The organism is Aquimarina sp. Aq78, assembly GCF_900299525.1.
GTDB lineage: Bacteria > Bacteroidota > Bacteroidia > Flavobacteriales > Flavobacteriaceae > Aquimarina.
This window is the reverse complement of record NZ_OMKA01000031.1, coordinates 240,864-258,049: the sequence shown is the minus strand read 5'-3', so window position 1 is coordinate 258,049 and position 17,186 is coordinate 240,864. Positions and strand designations below refer to the sequence as shown.

The 17,186-nt window shown below is 36.1% G+C and carries 14 protein-coding genes; all 14 read right to left on the bottom strand.

What is annotated here, in order from left to right:
• Positions 1 to 6: 6 nt before the first annotated feature.
• Positions 7 to 822, bottom strand: coding sequence for a helix-turn-helix domain-containing protein (locus DG435_RS24220; RefSeq protein WP_106790836.1), 816 nt, complete (start codon positions 820 to 822; stop codon positions 7 to 9).
• Between the two features lie 274 nt (positions 823 to 1,096).
• Entirely contained in the window at positions 1,097 to 1,537 is a 441-nt protein-coding gene (locus tag DG435_RS24215) for a hypothetical protein (RefSeq protein ID WP_106790835.1), read from the bottom strand.
• Between the two features lie 263 nt (positions 1,538 to 1,800).
• On the bottom strand, positions 1,801 to 2,463 hold the full coding sequence (locus DG435_RS24210; RefSeq protein WP_106790834.1) for a hypothetical protein: 663 nt from the start codon (positions 2,461 to 2,463) through the stop codon (positions 1,801 to 1,803).
• Between the two features lie 150 nt (positions 2,464 to 2,613).
• Positions 2,614 to 6,360, bottom strand: a complete 3,747-nt coding sequence (cobN, locus tag DG435_RS24205; protein WP_106790833.1) for a cobaltochelatase subunit CobN — start codon at positions 6,358 to 6,360, stop codon at positions 2,614 to 2,616.
• Entirely contained in the window at positions 6,351 to 7,646 is a 1,296-nt protein-coding gene (locus DG435_RS24200) for a cobyrinate a,c-diamide synthase (protein ID WP_106790832.1), read from the bottom strand. Before DG435_RS24200 ends, cobN begins: the two co-directional genes overlap by 10 nt.
• A gap of 26 nt (positions 7,647 to 7,672) precedes the next feature.
• The gene (locus DG435_RS24195; protein ID WP_106790831.1) at positions 7,673 to 9,337 is read right to left on the bottom strand and encodes a VWA domain-containing protein; all 1,665 of its coding nucleotides are present in this window, start codon (positions 9,335 to 9,337) and stop codon (positions 7,673 to 7,675) included.
• Positions 9,338 to 9,394: 57 nt separating this feature from the next.
• Positions 9,395 to 9,847, bottom strand: coding sequence for a tRNA (cytidine(34)-2'-O)-methyltransferase (locus DG435_RS24190; protein WP_106790830.1), 453 nt, complete (start codon positions 9,845 to 9,847; stop codon positions 9,395 to 9,397).
• A 67-nt stretch (positions 9,848 to 9,914) separates the two neighbouring features.
• Positions 9,915 to 10,628 (bottom strand): hypothetical protein, encoded by a 714-nt coding sequence (locus DG435_RS24185; RefSeq protein WP_106790829.1) that lies wholly within the window; start codon positions 10,626 to 10,628, stop codon positions 9,915 to 9,917.
• Positions 10,625 to 11,722 carry a cobalt-precorrin-5B (C(1))-methyltransferase gene (locus tag DG435_RS24180; protein ID WP_106790828.1) on the bottom strand — a complete coding sequence of 366 codons (1,098 nt, stop codon included), beginning with the start codon at positions 11,720 to 11,722 and terminating at the stop codon, positions 10,625 to 10,627. Before DG435_RS24180 ends, DG435_RS24185 begins: the two co-directional genes overlap by 4 nt.
• A gap of 223 nt (positions 11,723 to 11,945) precedes the next feature.
• Complete coding sequence (locus DG435_RS24175; RefSeq protein WP_106790827.1) at positions 11,946 to 12,680, bottom strand: precorrin-6A/cobalt-precorrin-6A reductase; 735 nt, start codon at positions 12,678 to 12,680, stop codon at positions 11,946 to 11,948.
• On the bottom strand, positions 12,677 to 14,533 hold the full coding sequence (cobM, locus tag DG435_RS24170) for a precorrin-4 C(11)-methyltransferase (RefSeq protein ID WP_106790826.1): 1,857 nt from the start codon (positions 14,531 to 14,533) through the stop codon (positions 12,677 to 12,679). Before cobM ends, DG435_RS24175 begins: the two co-directional genes overlap by 4 nt.
• A 94-nt stretch (positions 14,534 to 14,627) precedes the next feature.
• On the bottom strand, positions 14,628 to 15,641 hold the full coding sequence (locus DG435_RS24165) for a glycosyltransferase family 2 protein (RefSeq protein WP_106790825.1): 1,014 nt from the start codon (positions 15,639 to 15,641) through the stop codon (positions 14,628 to 14,630).
• The gene (locus DG435_RS24160) at positions 15,638 to 16,645 is read right to left on the bottom strand and encodes an NAD(P)-dependent oxidoreductase (RefSeq protein ID WP_106790824.1); all 1,008 of its coding nucleotides are present in this window, start codon (positions 16,643 to 16,645) and stop codon (positions 15,638 to 15,640) included. Before DG435_RS24160 ends, DG435_RS24165 begins: the two co-directional genes overlap by 4 nt.
• Positions 16,646 to 16,819: 174 nt before the next feature.
• Complete coding sequence (locus DG435_RS24155) at positions 16,820 to 17,143, bottom strand: hypothetical protein (RefSeq protein WP_106790823.1); 324 nt, start codon at positions 17,141 to 17,143, stop codon at positions 16,820 to 16,822.
• Positions 17,144 to 17,186 lie beyond the last annotated feature (43 nt).

Here is a 17,186-nt window from a genome sequence, read left to right as displayed (position 1 = left end):
TTTAATTCATTTGTAGAAAATTGAAGAAAGCGTCATGCTTTCATTTCCTAAAAACTCTTTTGGGCTAATTCCTGTAAATTCCTTGAAGTCTTTGATAAAATGCGCCTGGTCATAGTATTCACTTTCATAAGCAATATTAGTAAGGCTTTCTCCTTCTTCGTTAAGCAACATTTTTAGAGCGCTTTGTAACCGAATTACTTTACCTAACTGTTTCGGGCTGATCCCTATTTGTTTTACGAACATTCTTTCTAGTTGTCTTCTTTTGGATACATCCTTTTTAAGAATGTCACGTATAGATGTACTCCCTTTTGTTGATAAGAGAGTATCTATGGTTGTTTTAACAATATTGTCGACCGTGATCTGTTCACTGAGTTTATTCTGAAGAAAAAGTTCGATGATCTCTATTCTTTGTTTTGTATCTGTTGCTTGAATTATGTCTTGTTCTAATTTTTTGGCGGTTTTTTCTCCAAATAACATTTCTATTGGCGTTTCCTTGTTTGCCAATGTTTTGATTGGTGCAGTTACAAAATTGGCAAAACCATAAGGATAAAAACGAATTGCAAATGTGTTAACATATCCTGTTGGCTCTATATAAAAAGGGTCAATGATCTGTCCTAGCACCATTGAACGAGGTTGTATAATAAAATTATCTTCTGTAGTATATCGTTTTATATCATCTCCAAGTATAAATGCCATTTCGATTGTGCCATCAGGAATTATTCGTTGTCTTTGGGTATCCTCTGCTGCAGGAACTTCCAAAGTCCAATAACAACTAATTAGCGATTCTAAATCTGGATGAGGCTGAAAAGTTTGATAATTCATGAACTATTTCTTTTTCTTAAGTGAAACACAACGTCTCGGCTATGGTTAGTAAGGAAATTAAAAGTAGTAACCTTTTGGTTAAGTACTTAGCCAAAACTTTTTATTTTGTTTTATCTTTTTCTTTATAAAGTCGGCCGAACGACTACAACTACCAAAATAGAAAATAAAAAGGATAGTTGTAAATCAAAAAATTTGGTGACTTTACAAATAGACAAGAACCTTTTGATTAAACACTAATTGCCCTATTTGCTATATATAGCGTTGTAGGTAGTTTTTATTTTAAAATAATTCTTTCGGAACCCCATTTAATAATTTCAAATTCTCTTTTTTGACGAATCGCCTCATTTTTTTCCCATGGCCACTTAGTGAATTCAAAATCAACTATCAACTTGTTCTTTTTTAATTCCATTGCGTAAATTTTTTTTATTGACTCACCAACAGGACAAGACATGTTGTTACTATATTTTAATTCGCCATTTTCACTAAAACTAATTCTTTCTCCATAGAACTTTTGTTTTTTCTGTCGGATGATTTGAAGTGTATCAAGGTCAGCATAATCATTTTTAATCTTATCTCTTGGCAATAAAACAACTGTATCTTTATCAAACCATCGTAATGCATGCCAGTCGTTTTTTTTCAAGATATTCAAAGAGTCCGTTTCTTGGGCTTGACAGAATAGAGAAATCAAAAGAAGTACAAATGCTGTTTTTTTCATAAATCTGGTATTTTGATTCAATCCGTTAATTACCTGTAACGTTTAAGCTATAGCTAGTACAGGAATTAAAAGTAGTAAACTTTTGATTAAGTACTTAGTCAAAAGTTTTTATTTTGTTTTTACCTTTTCATTTATAAGGCCAAAATAGATCATTTCGTTATCGCGTAATATTCTATTTGGCGGACTTCATTTTAAACACTAAACTTTGGATTAAGCACCAAACCCCGTATTAATTATAGCCATTGTTGCAGGTAGTTTTTTAATCAATAATTATGCATGTCTAATTCATCAAAGTCTTTTATTTCAGACAGTTTGATTAGATTTTCTATTTCAATATTACTCCAAGTTTCCTTAAATATCTCATCTCCGCTTTCCGCATCCTCATTGGTATTTTCTCTAATTAGTTTCTTTTTTGTCAAGAAGTTAATGCTTGTTTCTCTATTTGTGATTGGACCACGATTACTACTAGAATCATATCCAATTAATTCAAAATTAGATTTTTGAAATCTGAAGGTGTAATCCCAATATCCGTATCTGCCGTGTCCATAATGCACATGCAATTTTTTATTTTTAATTTCAATCCATAATTCAGGTGGGAAATAAACTCCACCATCTTCATTTTCGGATGAAAAACAATTGTAATTTTTATCGGTAAGTTGATAACCATTCGCATTTTTAAATAACACAATTATTCCACGCCTATTTCTGTTAACTGTTTTGTCAAACCGATTTATAACCACATTACTTGTATCAGTTTTCTTAATTACAAGTACGCAGTCATCTTTTCCATCTTTATTAAGGTCTCCAAAATATTTGTCAAACTCTACATATCCTTTTGGAATAAATTCAGATGGTTCATTGTTTTGCGCGTTACAACCAAAATTCATCAATATAATTAGGGATAATATTTTTAAAAATTCATTCATTCGGTTTTAACTTCTGGCGGTTGGTTCAAATTACCTACAACAATGTTATAAAGGATATATGTTCTTTATATTCCATGTATGTTTATTTACAAATCTACTGGTTTTTACCTGATCTACGACATTAACCTGTTAGCCTAAAAGAAGATATACTTACTCTGTTAATCCTTCACCTTCCATATACAACTCCTCTAATTGTTCTTTAACCTCATCAGATGGATTTGCCCACATCCCTCGTTGTATGGCTTCCAACAAGCGTTCGCTCATATCTTTTAGTGCCCAGGGATTATTTTGGGTAATAAATTCTTTGTTCTCTGGAGTTAACAAATAGCTTTCTGTAATTCCTTCATACATAAAATCATCAATTAGATTTGTCGTGGCATCATAGGCAAACAGATAATCTAAAGTGGCAGCCATCTCAAAAGCTCCTTTATATCCATGCCGCTGTACTCCAGCAATCCATTTGGGATTAATTACTCGTGATCGGTATACTTTTAGCAATTCTTCTTTCAGTGTTTTTACCTTGGGCGTTTCTGGTCGGGAATGATCTCCAAAATAGATTTCAGCTTCATTACCTTTTACGGTTTTTACGGCATTGGCCAATCCCCCGTGAAATTGATAGTAATCATCACTATCCAAAATATCATGCTCTCTGTTATCCTGATTTTGCATTACAATTTGCATCGCTTGTAATCGATATTGAAACGATTCATGTGCAGAAACTCCTTTTTTAGAATTTCCATAGGCATATCCACTCCAATTGATATATACGTTGGCAAGATCTTCCTGGGTTTGCCAGTTCTTCTCATCGATTACTGCTTGCAGTCCTGCTCCGTATGCTCCCGGTTTAGAACCAAACACACGATATAAAGCGCGTTGTGAGGCTTCCTCTTGTGGTAATCCTTGCTCTTGCCACTGTGATTGTTCTGCCAAAAATCGTTTTCGAATCGGATTATCTTCTATAGGTTCATCCAGATTTGCCAAACGCGTTACCACCGCATTAAACAGATTGATCACATCTGGAAATGCGTCTCTAAAAAACCCTGAGATCCGTAATGTAACATCCACTCTGGGTCTTCCTAATGTTATTAAGGGAATTACCTCAAAATCAGTAACTCTGCGATTGGCATTTTTCCATAACGGGCGTACTCCCATTAATGCAAATGCTTGTGCAATATCATCTCCCCCTGTACGCATGGTAGAGGTTCCCCATACCGAAACTCCAATGGTTTCGGGGTAATCACCATTTTCCTGCAAATATCGATCAATAATGAGCTGTGCGCTTTTCTCTCCCAAACGGTAGGCTGTTTCGGTAGGAATGGTACGTACATCTACAGAATAAAAATTTCTTCCGGTAGGCAACAAATCCAATCGACCTCGTGTTGGTGCTCCCGATGGCCCAGAGGGAACATAGCATCCATTAAGACCTCCTAATAAATACTGAAGTTCGTCTGTAGTTTGTTGTACTGCAACTAAAGTAGTAGATTTTATATATCGTACTATTTGATTCAAGAAAGGATACTCTTCGGCGAGGATGTCTTTTTCTAAATATGCAATTAATTGCCTTTTTGCAATACCTTCTAATTGTTGAATCACGTGCCCTGCCGTTTTACAAAAAACACCTTCGATAGTCAATTCCATCGATTCTGTATAAGCAACCTCAAGAATGTTTTTAGTGATTCCTAAATCTTTGGCTAGTGCTTGTGTAATTCCTTCCTGTTGATATCCTGGTACGCGATGCAATGCTATTAACAAATCAATGAGCTGTTCATCTACAGGGGCTTTCCCAAAAATATGGAGTCCATCTCTGATTTGTGCTTCTTTTAATTCACACAAATACCCATCTAATTTGACTAATAATTCATCTACATCGTCTGAGGCGATTCCCAAATCCACATTTAATTTGGTTTGGGTAACCAGGTCAGCTATTTCCTTTTCTAATACACGTGATCGTTTGGGATCTAAGGTAGCTGCTTCATAATATTCATCTACCAAATGCTCCAGCTTCATTAGACTACCGTAACTTTCTGCACGGGTCATCGGCGGAATTAAATGATCTATGATCACTGCCTGATTGCGTCGTTTTGCCTGTGTTCCTTCTCCTGGGTCATTAATGATAAACGGGTAAAAATGTGGTAATGCTCCAAATACAGCTGCAGGAAAGCAAGTTTCGGGATCTAGTGATACACTTTTTCCGGGTAACCACTCCAGGTTTCCGTGTTTTCCTAAATGGATCACTGCATCTGCCTGATAGTTTTGTTGTAACCAAAAATAATAGGCGAGATATTGATAGGTTGGTGGCAGATCAGGAGAATGGTAGATTGCCTGTGGGTCCTGATTATACCCTCGGGATGGTTGAATACTCACAAAGATATTCCCCAATAAAAATCCAGATACTATAAATCCATCGCCGGTATAATACGGATCATTTTCTGGTTTCCCCCATTGCGCTGTTACCTTATCTTGTAATGTAGAAGATAATGCCGAAAAACATATATCAAAATCTGCTCGATCAAAAGTCAATGCATGCGGCCGGGTCATCGTGGTCGTAACATCATTAGTGGTTACCTGTGTAATCCAATGCATTAGCTCTGTACCACTCTTTGGTAATTGCTCTCCTACATTATACCCTTCCGCTTTAAGCGTATCTAATAAAACAATACAACTTTCGGGTGTATCGAGACCTACTCCGTTTGCAAGACGGCTGTCCTTATTGGGGTAATTTGGTAAAATAACCGCTACCTTTTTATCTATATTCTTTTTATACTGTAATGCTGCCCATCGCTGAGCTAATTCTGCCATAAAATCGCAGGCAGGAATATGAGCTTCATATTTTAAAATAGAGCTATCGGTAAGTACATCTTTACTAATTTCTTTTTTAAACGAAACCGCACGACCGATAATTCTTCCGTCAATTTCGGGTAAGGCGATATTCATAGCAATATCTGTAGGAGGTAACCCAAAGAGTCCTTCTTCCCATACTTGCTTATTAGCAGTAGAAAATATGGCTTGCAAAACGGGAATATTAAGTTTTTCGAAGATAAACGCCGAACCATCCATGGGTTTGATCGTAAACCCTGTAGTATTAATAATGGTATGCACATCACGCTTCCCGTTATGCGTCATTAATGCTTGTACCTGATCTAACAATTTAGGATCTCGCAAGTTGCTGGCAAAAACCACAAACGCATTTATTCCTCGTTCCTGAAGCGCTGTACTCATCACATGCAACGGCTCCATATTATCAGATAGAAAATGGGTACGATATCCCAATAATGCCACATTAGGTCTAGAGGCATCTATAGTATTTTCTAAAACTTCTTGAGTAGTCATTCCTAACGCTGTAGTATATAAAAACACGTCTGCAATACCTATAGCAGGTACAATCGGAAGTTGTATATCAAAGAAATGAGTTCGTAAATAATTGAATAAAGCAACAGCATTTTCTTTTCCTCCTTCTTGTAAATATTGTCGACACTGATGTACAATTTGTATATCGACAGATGACAATTGCATTAGCTCAAAATCAGGTTCATGAGCCGGTAAAAACAATATCGTATTACCTGTTTGCTCTTGTAAACTCACTAGAGACTCTACCAAATACTTGTAGTAACTGATTCCTCCAAGCATACTACAAACTATAACTTTGGCTTTACTCAATACTTCTTCGAGATAGGTATCTATTGTCAATTCTTGTTTGAGATATACCAGGTTGGTCATTCGTAAACTAGGCAATTTATCTCCTTCGGCTTCGTGTAGCTCCTTATACGCCTCATTTAAGGTATGAATTTCGGTATCTCCGGCACTCAGAAATACAATATCTCCTGGTTGCTGATCGATATAAAAGATACCATCATCATTGGGGTTCCACCCTCCAGGTATGGTTGCGATTAGATGCATAAGTCTATAGGTTCTTCTAACGCTGCCCAGTACAAATGAATGTAGCTGGCATATACGTTTTGATATTGATATATTTTTGTGGCAACTTCTTTTTCTCTTGCCGAGAATACTTGCCCTACAGTGGGTATGATATCATCATTCATTACTTTGGAATAATGAAATTCATGCCCCCAAATTTCTAAATCATTACACACTACTTTTCGATATCCTAAAGATAATTTTTTGTTTTGCATAGAAGTACTAAACGGAAATATCCCTACCATATCATATTCTTTACCTTCTTCATCAATAATGGTATTTCCCAGATACATCATCCCACCACATTCTGCCAGGATTTTTACTCCTCGATCTGCTGCTTTTTTTAACTGATTTCGCATTGCGATATTATCAGATAACATTTCAAGATATAATTCAGGATACCCTCCTGCCAGATATATCATATCTGCTTCAGGGAGTTTCTGATCATGAATCGGACTAAAATATAGGATTTCTCCAATAGCTTCTAGCCATTTTAGATTTTGAAGATAGGTAAATGTAAATGCTTCATCTTTTGCTATAGCTATCCTATATTTTTTTTCTGAAGTTATACTAGCCGAAGTTTCTTGATCTATTTTAGGAACTGCTTTTGCACATTCTAAAAGTGTTGGTAACGATATATGTGTTGCAATATGTGAGGCTGCTTTTTCAATAACATTTTCAAAAGTACCATCGATATGTAATCCCAAATGACGTGAGGGAATTGCAATTTCTTCATTCGGCGGAATGTATCCTAAAGATGGAATCCCTACAGTATCACATGCTTCTTTAAGGAAGGCATAATGTGATACTGTTTTTATAAAATTAAAAATAACACCTGCGATCTTAACTTCGGGGTCAAAAGTTTTTAACCCGTGTAAGATTGGAGCAATCGTATATGCCATAGCACTTGCATTAACCACCAAAATTACCGGAATATCCAACAATTTAGCTATCGCTGCCGAGCTTCCCTGATCCTTTACTGCACCATCAAACAATCCCATTACTCCTTCTACAATACTGATATCGGCAGACGCGCTATACCGTTCAAAAACAGTATTCACATGTTCCTCGGGCATCATTACTGTATCTAAATTCACGGCTGATTTTCGAGCAGCAGTACTGTGATGAATCGTATCAATATAGTCGGGTCCGCATTTAAAAGTTTGCACAGTATTTCCCTGGTTACTAAACCAACGAGACATCCCTAGTGTAAGTGTTGTTTTTCCCGAATTACTCCACGGAGCAGCTATTAAAAATGCTTTGGACATATGGTTTTGTTTAGATCACCGTGCTTTTAGAAATCAGAAACTGTAGTATAATTCAACTTTAGCTGTTGTGCTAATTGCTTGGCCTTACCTAATCTTACAAACCCTGTTTCGGTATCAATAACAGTAGCTTTTTGAATCCTCGCCAGGTATTTTTTATACGCGGTGATTGCATATTGAAATGGATTTTCTGCTCCTGCATTTATTTTTCCATCTGTAAAAACAAACAATTGTACTGTTTGTGTATTTACAGATCGCAGCAATTCATATACTTTAAAAAAAGCAGCTCCCAAATTCGTCTTTCCTCCTGTTTTTAATTGGTGATTTATATTTGAAATTTCCTGGGTATTGGCCGTAAATTCCTGGATAATTTTTGCTGTAGTATCCTGTAAGCCAACTATAGCATACTGGATTTTTTGCAGAGGATATGACATAATTGTTTTCTCTATGATTCCTTTTAAATATGCCATTTGCTGATCTAGTGCCATAGACGCACTGGTATCAACCAAAAATATAATTCGTGCTATAGCTTTCTGTGTTGCTTGTTTATATACCGTTGTAAATTTCCCCGTCTTCAGGTATTGTTGTACAGATTGCAATACTGATATTTCTTGTTGTCGTTCTGCCGGGTGTGATACCGAATATAATTTCTGTGCGGTATCTAATAGGATTTCCTGTTTTTTGGTCGCTTTTGAAGCCGAAAATTTCAATCCTTGTTGTACAGCTTTCGGCAATTGAAATGCTGTATTATTTTGTCCGTTTTGAGGTACACTTTCTTCCTGGGGTGTATGGTTCTCTGTATCAGATGAGTTTTCTTTATTTTGATCTGTTGGAGGTGTATACTCTTTTGCACGATGTTGTAATACAAAAGGTGTTATACTATCTACCATCGCTGCAGTTACCTGTTTCTCATCATAAAATGCTGCATATGCTCTTGCTGTTTTTAAAAGTAAGATATCTGCACGCATTCCTTCTACCTGATTGGCAATAGTTAATGCTGCACACTGCTCTTGTATCGATTCTGGAATAATTACATCATTAAGTCTCTTTTGGGCCAAAATCACCTGATGCTTAACCCGCTGTTCTTCTTCTTGAAATTGTTTATAAAATGCTATTGGATCACTATCAAAACTAAGACGCTGCATTGCAATTTTTGTACGTGTCTTCATTTCTTTAGGAGTCTCGATGGTAACACTTAATCCAAATCGATCTAATAACTGTGGTCGTAAGGATCCTTCTTCGGGATTCATTGTTCCTACCAGACAAAAACGACTATCCATCCATTGCGAGATTCCTTCACGTTCCAAATGATACCCTCCTGTTGCCGAAGCGTCTAATAATACATCCATCAGGTAATCATTGAGGAGATTTACTTCATCGATATACAAAAATCCGTGATGTGCCTGTGCTAGTAATCCTTTATCTACAATCGTAGTTTTCTGGTTAATCAATGCCTCTAGATTAATACTCCCTAATACCCGGTCTTCGGTAGCACCAATAGGTAAGTTAACAAATGGAAAATCTTCTCCCATCAACTGACTCAGCCCTCTTACCATAGTGGTTTTGGCAGTACCTTTATCACCGGTTGCCAACACTCCTCCTATACTTGGATCTACCAGATTGAGTAACAAACATAATTTTAGATCTTCCTGATCGGGGATGGCAGTAAAAGGATAGGTATATTTTGGTTTCATCTGTATTTTTGTATGATTGGTAAAAATACGGAATTCTACAATGTAGCTAAGATCTATTTATTTAATATTTCTTATCCCTTCATAGACTACAATACTCACTGCATTGGCTAAGTTTAAACTTCTTACCTTATCACTGTAAATTGGTATTTTATAGAGTTGATCCGGATATTTTTCTGTTATAGTTTTTGGCAAACCAGTAGATTCTTTTCCAAAGACAAAAAATAGATCATCTTCATAAGGTATAGAACAGTAGTCTTTTTCTGCATGGCTCGATAGATATACCATGTTTTTACCTTTATTTACAGCATAAAACTCATCTATACTATCATACATATGTACCGAGATGTGTTTCCAATAATCCAACCCAGCTCTTTTTAATCTCGAATCACTTAATTCAAATCCAAATGGTTTCACCAAATGTAGATTTGATCCCGATGCTAAACTAAGTCTACCAATATTACCCGTATTCATGGGAATTTCTGGTTCTACAAGTACAATATTATATGCCATTCTTTATTATGTCTACGCTCTTCAATCGTTTATAAGCAATATATGCCAGTAACTAGTATACTTAAGGTTATTCAAAAAGTACACTTTGTAATACGAGAAGCCCTACTAGTATAGAAATGATACCAATAACACCATTCATCCATTTAAATATAGACATATTACGCTCTATAAAACGGCTCATGGTAAAGATCAGTACATAACTATATACTGCCATAGAAAAGATAATCCCAATAGATTCTACTATTAATATCAGGATGGCATCAGAGATAGTATCTGCACTAATAATTAGTGCCGAGGTTAGCGCACCTCCTGTACCTGCCAATCCATGTAGCATCCCTATCCAAAACGACCTGTTAATAGGATTCATAGCAATTTCTTCACCTCTTTTTCCATGTAGATGAATAGGATTACTAGCCGCATGCTCATGTGCTTCTATTTTTTTATGATCTGCCATCATCTCATTAATCTTATGATTTCTTCGAATGGCCATTACGCCTAACCAAATCATAATTGGACCGACAGAAAATTCTGCCCAGAAAGAGATACTCTCTACAAAAGCATGTAAGGCTGCTCTAAATACCAAAGCAATCCCTCCAAACATCAGCAAAGTTACCGAATGTCCTAATGCCCATTGAGATGCTGTAAAGGCAGTCTTAAAAGACACTTTCTTTTTTTGAATGGCATTCTCTGCCGCAAGTACCGATACTGCAGACATATGATCCGGTTCAAAAGAATGTAAAACCCCTGCTATCAAAGGGCGGGCAAGATTCATGATGTTCATATAGTATATGATATGTGAGTTCCATCGTTATTAATCAAATACATAGCAATCGTTACATTTGGTGCTATTTTCTGACAATGATAATGGCATTCTTGTATTAGTTTTTGATAAAAATTTTCCTGAGCTGTAAAAGTAAAAATTTCCCGAAGACGTCCTGCCATATTTAATGCTAAAACTTTGTTAGCAATTTCCTCTGGGTATCCTGCAGATATAGCCAGTTGATATATAAAATCTTTATCCCATGTTGTTTTTCCACTATGTGTATTCGTTCTGCCTTGTGCTAATTTTGCTGCTTTTCCTAACATAATCCCCATAGATACCTTGGTTATTTGAGGAGATTGATGAATTTTTTCGAAAGTTTCCTGTATCCAGTTTCCGTAATGTATACAGGATACTTCTGAAATACTAGGAAATATAGACCTCAACATTTTCTCACTACGCGCTCCAGAATTTATTAATAGTTCTGTCATACCATTTGCTACGGCAACATCAATCCCTTGTTGAATACTAGCAATATAAGAAGCGGCAGAAAACGGAGTAACAATACCGGTAGTTCCTAATATTGAAATTCCATGCAATATCCCTAAACGGCTATTCAATGTTCTTTTAGCAAGCTCTTCTCCGTTTTTTACAGATATGGTAATGGTTACTCCATGTTTCTCGAGATAATGGTCTGATACTATCTTTTTACAAACAATACGCATCATATCTCTGGGGACTGGATTAATTGCTGGTTCTCCAACAGGTATTTCTAATCCCGGTAAGGTAACTAGTCCCACTCCTTTTCCTCTTTTAAAAAGAATATCTCCAGTATCATTAAGAGATACAGTAGCCATGATCTCTGCATTATGGGTTACATCAGGATCATCACCCGCATCTTTTATTGTTGAATATGTAGCTTCCTTTTGTGTTAATTTATTGAGTTGAACTCGAAATGTAGCGATTTCACCTATAGGCAATTGCACTTGAGTCTCAGTAATTTCCTGTTGGGTGACTAAACTCCATAATGCAGCTTTAACGCAGGCCGTGGCGCAGGCTCCTGTGGTATACCCTTTTCGTAATGGTTTATCTGGTATGTCTTGTAATTCGCTCAATACTTATTGATTGTTGGTTTGATCCGATTCTCTTTTCATAAACCATTGTCTTTTCTCTTGGCGTGTCCCTTTGGGTCAGGCTATTCGTTACAACTCCTCGCATTGTCTATCCTTCGACAAGCTCAGGTCAGGCCTTCGACAGGCTCAGCAAGACAATACTGCGGGGTTTTCACTACTATCCTTCACGCAAAACACAGCTATTAAAGAAATCTTTAATTCATCTCTATCTACTTATTATTTCAATTAACGCAGCTTTGGTATCGATACAAAGATATCGATTAGAAACTTTTGGTTTTTTGAGAATGACTATCGGGATATGTAAGGCTTGAGCCGCAGCTATTTTTTCTTCCAGTTTTCCATTACTTCCACTTTCTTTAGTAAAAATTACAGCTGGAGATAGTTTGGCAAACAACTCCGTTTCGGCTGCTTTAGATTGAGGGTATCCAAATAATAACTTTGTTTTTGGAAATCCCGCCTCATCGGCAATCGCCCTGGAGCTATCTCGATCTAAAATACGAAACCAGGTGAGGTGTTCTTCCCAGTAAGGTCGTAATTTTGTAATGGTTTGCACTCCCGAAAGTGCTAATAATGAACTATAGTTGTTTTTATTAAAATAACGTATCGCCTCTTCAAAACTATCTACATAAGATACTTTTTGATCCAGTATTCTGGGAGAGAACTGTCTTTGAAAACGTATCAAAGGTAGTGTGATCGAAATATCAGAAATCATTTGATGCAATTGTACCGCAAAAGGGTGAGAAGCATTAACAATATGTGTAATCCCATGTTTCTTACAAAAAGTTTCTAATAGAGAACGTGTCAATACTCCATGAATCGGAGTTCCTTTTCCTTCATAATTCACTTTTGTTTTGGTTGAATAGTAATACGGATATTCTAGTTCATCCAATATTTTGGCGACTTGTTTCCCTTCCGTAGTGCCTCCAAAAACGAGTATCATGAAGATTGAATTTCTTTTCCTTTTTTTCTAAAGATATGATGCCATTTATCATCATATAACCACGATCTGTTTTTACGGGCACCTACGGCTTCACCCACTACAATAAGAACAGTGCGAGTTAGCTTATTTTTTTTGATGATAGTAGTTAGTTCAGAAAGGGTACCCGTCCATACTTCTTCATCTTCCCAACTTACACGGTATAGTATCGCTAATGGTGTATTTTCTGGATAATGTTCCAGAAGTTGTGCTTGTATTTTTTTAGCTATACCAACACTTAAAAAAATACACATGGTAGCTCTTAATTTTGCCATATCAGCAATTTTTTCGTGCTCTGGCATTGGTGTATTTCCCTCTCCTCGGGTAAGAATAATAGTTTGTGCCACTTCGGGAATAGTAAATTCTGATTTGAGATATGCAGCAGCTGCCTGAAATGAGGAAATTCCCGGAACGATATAATAATCGTATCCTTTTTCGTCAAAAATAGTCATCTGCTCCTGTATCGCTCCATATATAGAAGGATCTCCAGAATGCAAGCGCACAACAGATTTCCCTTGTTCATAATATTGATCAATGATCATTATTTGCTCTTCTAAGGTCATCGATGCAGAATTACGCACCAATGCGCCTTCTTTTGCCATATGCGTCAAAGCTTCTGGCACCAAACTCCCGGCATATAAAATACAATCAGCATTTTCTAGAATATACTGCCCTTTTAAGGTCAATAATTCTGGATCTCCCGATCCAGCACCCACAATTGCAATACTTGCTTTACGCTCATATCTGGCCGACAAGCTTAATGCGTAGGTAAATTTCTTACCAGACGGCGTGAGCGCTTTTGTTTTTTCAACCAGCCACGTTGATTGACCTGCTGTTAATGCCGCAGCGGCTTCAGAAACGCCATAAACACCTACTTTTTCCTTTACAACTTCTGAAGGGTTGGCAACTGTAATAGTATTAAGTTCTTCACCAGTATAGGTAATAAAAGGAATATTATAATACGCTGCAAAATCAAGATATGCTTGTTCCTCATTCTTAATAGTTGCAGATCCAATAGCGTAGATACTTTCTATCGCGATATGCTGTTCTTCTAATGCAGATTCTAATCCTTTCAAAAGTAGTTGAGGCTCTATACCTTTTGCGCACCCACTACCTAATGCCACACAAGGAGGGTAGAAAGAAAAAAGAGGAGTCTCTGTTGTGATAAGCTCATAACCCACATATAGTATTAATTCATAGTCGCTATGTTCAAAATCTTTCTGATCATAATAAATGTCTACAAAATCCGGACAGGTTTTCTCCAGGTGTTGAACTCCTTTATTCTTAACTTTTAGCACTAATGCTGTAGGTTTTCTATTCACAAACAAGGATATAATCTCATTTGTAGAAATAGAACTTTTCATTTTCCATTCATAGGCTTCTGCCAACGTATCCAGTGCCCATAGGTTTTGCAAATCACTAGATGTAGATAACACAGCTTGTGCATTAAGAATTCTACTGATTTGAGTTGTGAGTGTATTGGCTTTACCAATATGACCGCTAAGTACGGCTTGTACAAATTTACCCTGATCATCAACATTAATCACAGCAGGGTCACTTGTCTTATCTTTAATATGTGCAGCGATACTACGCACGCAAATCCCTAATGCCCCTACAAAAATCCATGCATCATAGTTATGAAATGAATCTTCTATCAATTCTGATACCGAATTGATTTGCTTTATATCTTTACTAACCTCTACTGTTCTTGTTGTAAACAGCTTAGAGCGGTAAAATTCTTTTTGCAAGGTTTTAGCAATAGACAATCCCTGATCTGTAAAACAGAGTATTGCAACTTTTATGGTGTGTTCTGACATGTATTTTTTGAAAAAGCTATTAAATTCTCCTACGATACAAAGATATTAGGTTATTAACGTCTTAAAAAATGTTTATTAAGATTATAAATACTTGTCATGCAAAAAACCAAAAATCAACAACCGGTTTTTTATCCCATAAGAGGAGTAATTCTTCTATTTCTTTTTTCCCTGTTGGAGATGCTACTACAATAATGATCTGAGCATCCTCGAGTGTTTTAATATCATCATAATGCTCTAATCGTACCCCGTAAATATCCTTTCCTATTTTTCTCTCATTATCACATACCCAATGAAATCTATCAGTATAAGATTGTAAGAGTTTGGCCATATCTTTACCGTTTTTCCCTGCGCCCCATAGTACTAAAGGTCGCGTTTTATCTCTATCCAATTCATAGAAAAAGCGTAGTTTAAGGTCAAAATATCTATTGTCTTTGTATTCCTCCCAGGTACGTGAAATTCTATCAGATCGATCCCTCCAGTGATGCAGAATTTTATCAATCCCTACAACAGTTAAACCTAATCTGTAAAATCTGAAACAGAGGTCGTAATCTTCTGGGTATATAATTGGATCAAAAGCACCTGCAGCATCAAAATCTTCTTTGTGTAGTAACCAACAATGAGACGGGATAACACATTCTCTATAAATCTCTTGATAGTGAGTACTTGTTCTGGCAACTTCATTAAGCCATTTTTCGTATTTAAGAAACCCATCACCCACAACACCTTCGTCTACAAAATGCTCAGTTCCTCCTGCAATCACAGTTCCTTTTCCGTATTTACTCCATTCTTCTACAAGTACTTCTATTTTATACGCTGGCATTTTATCATCAGAATCCATTCTGTTGATCAATGTTCCTTTGGTTTCGGCATATCCCACTTGTAATGTTGGGATTAATTTAGGTCTATCACTATTAAAAAATCGGATTCTCGAGTCTTTTGTAGCATATTCCTGCAAAATTTTTGGGCTATCATCTGATGAGTGATCATTTACAGCAATAAGTTCCCAATTTTGATATGTTTGTGCCAGAATAGAATCTAAGCAATCCCGCAAATAAGGGGCCGTATCTTTAACAGCCATTATAATAGTAACTAGTGGTTGATTTGTCATTGCTTTAAAGGTTTTTTCCAGGAATTCGGCAGCTTTTTTGTTATTTCAATGTTTTGGAATTCTTTACTAGAACGCGCCCCATGAGTCTTTACCCATTTGGCCATTTCTAAAAGCCCAGTTTCTAAATCTATATGTTTTTTGGGATTAAAAACAGTATCAAATTTTGAATGATTAGCATAGGCATGAGTCACTTCCTCCCGTTTTTCTAGTTGTTCTATAGCTAGTTCTGATTGCATTGCATTACTTACTGCTATTGCCAATTCTTTTACAGAGTATACTGCATCATTTCCTATATTAAAAACCGTATTATGTGCTTCAGGTATCGTTACCGAACTAGCAATATAAGGTGCAATATCATCGATATGCGTAAAAGCTCTTGTTTGCTTACCATCTCCAAAAATGGTTAACGGTTTATTTTCAAGAATCTGATTCATAAATATCCCAACGACATTACGATATTTATCTCCTATATTTTGGTGTCTTCCGTATACATTATGAGGTCTGAAAATAATATAATCCATACCAAACATCTTCTGTGCATTTATCAGATCTAATTCTACTGCGTACTTTGCTATTCCATAAGGATCTTCTGGTTGCGGAAATTGTGTTTCTACCAATGGCAATGTATTTGTTCCATAGACTGCAATAGAAGAGGTAAAAACAAAACATTTCACTTCATGAACTACCGATGCGTTAATCAAATTAACACTACCAATCAGGTTATTCTGGTAGTTGAAATTTCTAATAAAATGACTTAATCCTTCAGCTGCATAAGCAGCCAAATGATAGACATAGGTGAACTTATACTTATCAAAAAGAGTATTTATTAAGGTAACATCTAGTATCGAACCTTCATAAAATAGTGCTGCTGAGTTTATATTTTCTTTATCTCCTCCGGAAAGATCATCTAAAACTATAACCTGGTGATTTTGTTTTAGTAAATGATTGACCACATGCGAACCTATAAATCCCGCTCCGCCAGTTACAAGTGAAGTTATTTTCACGCGTTGAAATTTTTTAATGCTCGTTTTATTTGGCAAACCTACATAAATTGATCATATATGGGACAGATTTTGTTTAAAATGAATTATTTTCAAGATTTATAATAGAGCTTGATACAAACTTGTTGTTGTTTACACTCTCTATATAACAGGCTTTACAAACAGACCCTAATGATTCTAAAGCCTATAACGATAATCCAATATCAGAAATGGTGTTATGCGGGTATTTGGAAGTGATTCGATCAAGTCTTCTGTGTCTGATCCTGAACAATAACCTTCATTCGATAATGGAATGTTTTTAGTATCTATAACTTCTACAATAAGATTATTTGTAAGTAATTTTTCAGAAGAAATAGTACTTATAACACTGCTAGTTTCTTCTACCTCTGTTTCTATTTCTATTTTTTTGATGTCAAGTTTGAACATATCACCATCCTTTCTAAAAGAATATAGAACAGCGGCACCAATCATCAGTAAACTAAGTAGTTTATTTTTTTTCATAATCATGTTCTTTTCCTAATACTTAGTTACAAAAGTATACACT

Bases quoted from the DNA above. Each gene is read 5' to 3' on its own strand.
- cobN (WP_106790833.1), bottom strand. From the start codon at position 6,360: ATGCATCTAATCGCAACCATACCTGGAGGGTGGAACCCCAATGATGAT.
- DG435_RS24200 (WP_106790832.1), bottom strand. From the start codon at position 7,646: ATGTCCAAAGCATTTTTAATAGCTGCTCCGTGGAGTAATTCGGGAAAA.
- DG435_RS24165 (WP_106790825.1), bottom strand. From the start codon at position 15,641: ATGACAAATCAACCACTAGTTACTATTATAATGGCTGTTAAAGATACG.
- DG435_RS24215 (WP_106790835.1), bottom strand. From the start codon at position 1,537: ATGAAAAAAACAGCATTTGTACTTCTTTTGATTTCTCTATTCTGTCAA.
- DG435_RS24155 (WP_106790823.1), bottom strand. From the start codon at position 17,143: ATGAAAAAAAATAAACTACTTAGTTTACTGATGATTGGTGCCGCTGTT.
- DG435_RS24175 (WP_106790827.1), bottom strand. From the start codon at position 12,680: ATGATACTCGTTTTTGGAGGCACTACGGAAGGGAAACAAGTCGCCAAA.
- DG435_RS24210 (WP_106790834.1), bottom strand. From the start codon at position 2,463: ATGAATGAATTTTTAAAAATATTATCCCTAATTATATTGATGAATTTT.
- DG435_RS24220 (WP_106790836.1), bottom strand. From the start codon at position 822: ATGAATTATCAAACTTTTCAGCCTCATCCAGATTTAGAATCGCTAATT.
- DG435_RS24190 (WP_106790830.1), bottom strand. From the start codon at position 9,847: ATGGCATATAATATTGTACTTGTAGAACCAGAAATTCCCATGAATACG.
- cobM (WP_106790826.1), bottom strand. From the start codon at position 14,533: ATGTCAGAACACACCATAAAAGTTGCAATACTCTGTTTTACAGATCAG.
- DG435_RS24185 (WP_106790829.1), bottom strand. From the start codon at position 10,628: ATGAACATCATGAATCTTGCCCGCCCTTTGATAGCAGGGGTTTTACAT.
- DG435_RS24195 (WP_106790831.1), bottom strand. From the start codon at position 9,337: ATGAAACCAAAATATACCTATCCTTTTACTGCCATCCCCGATCAGGAA.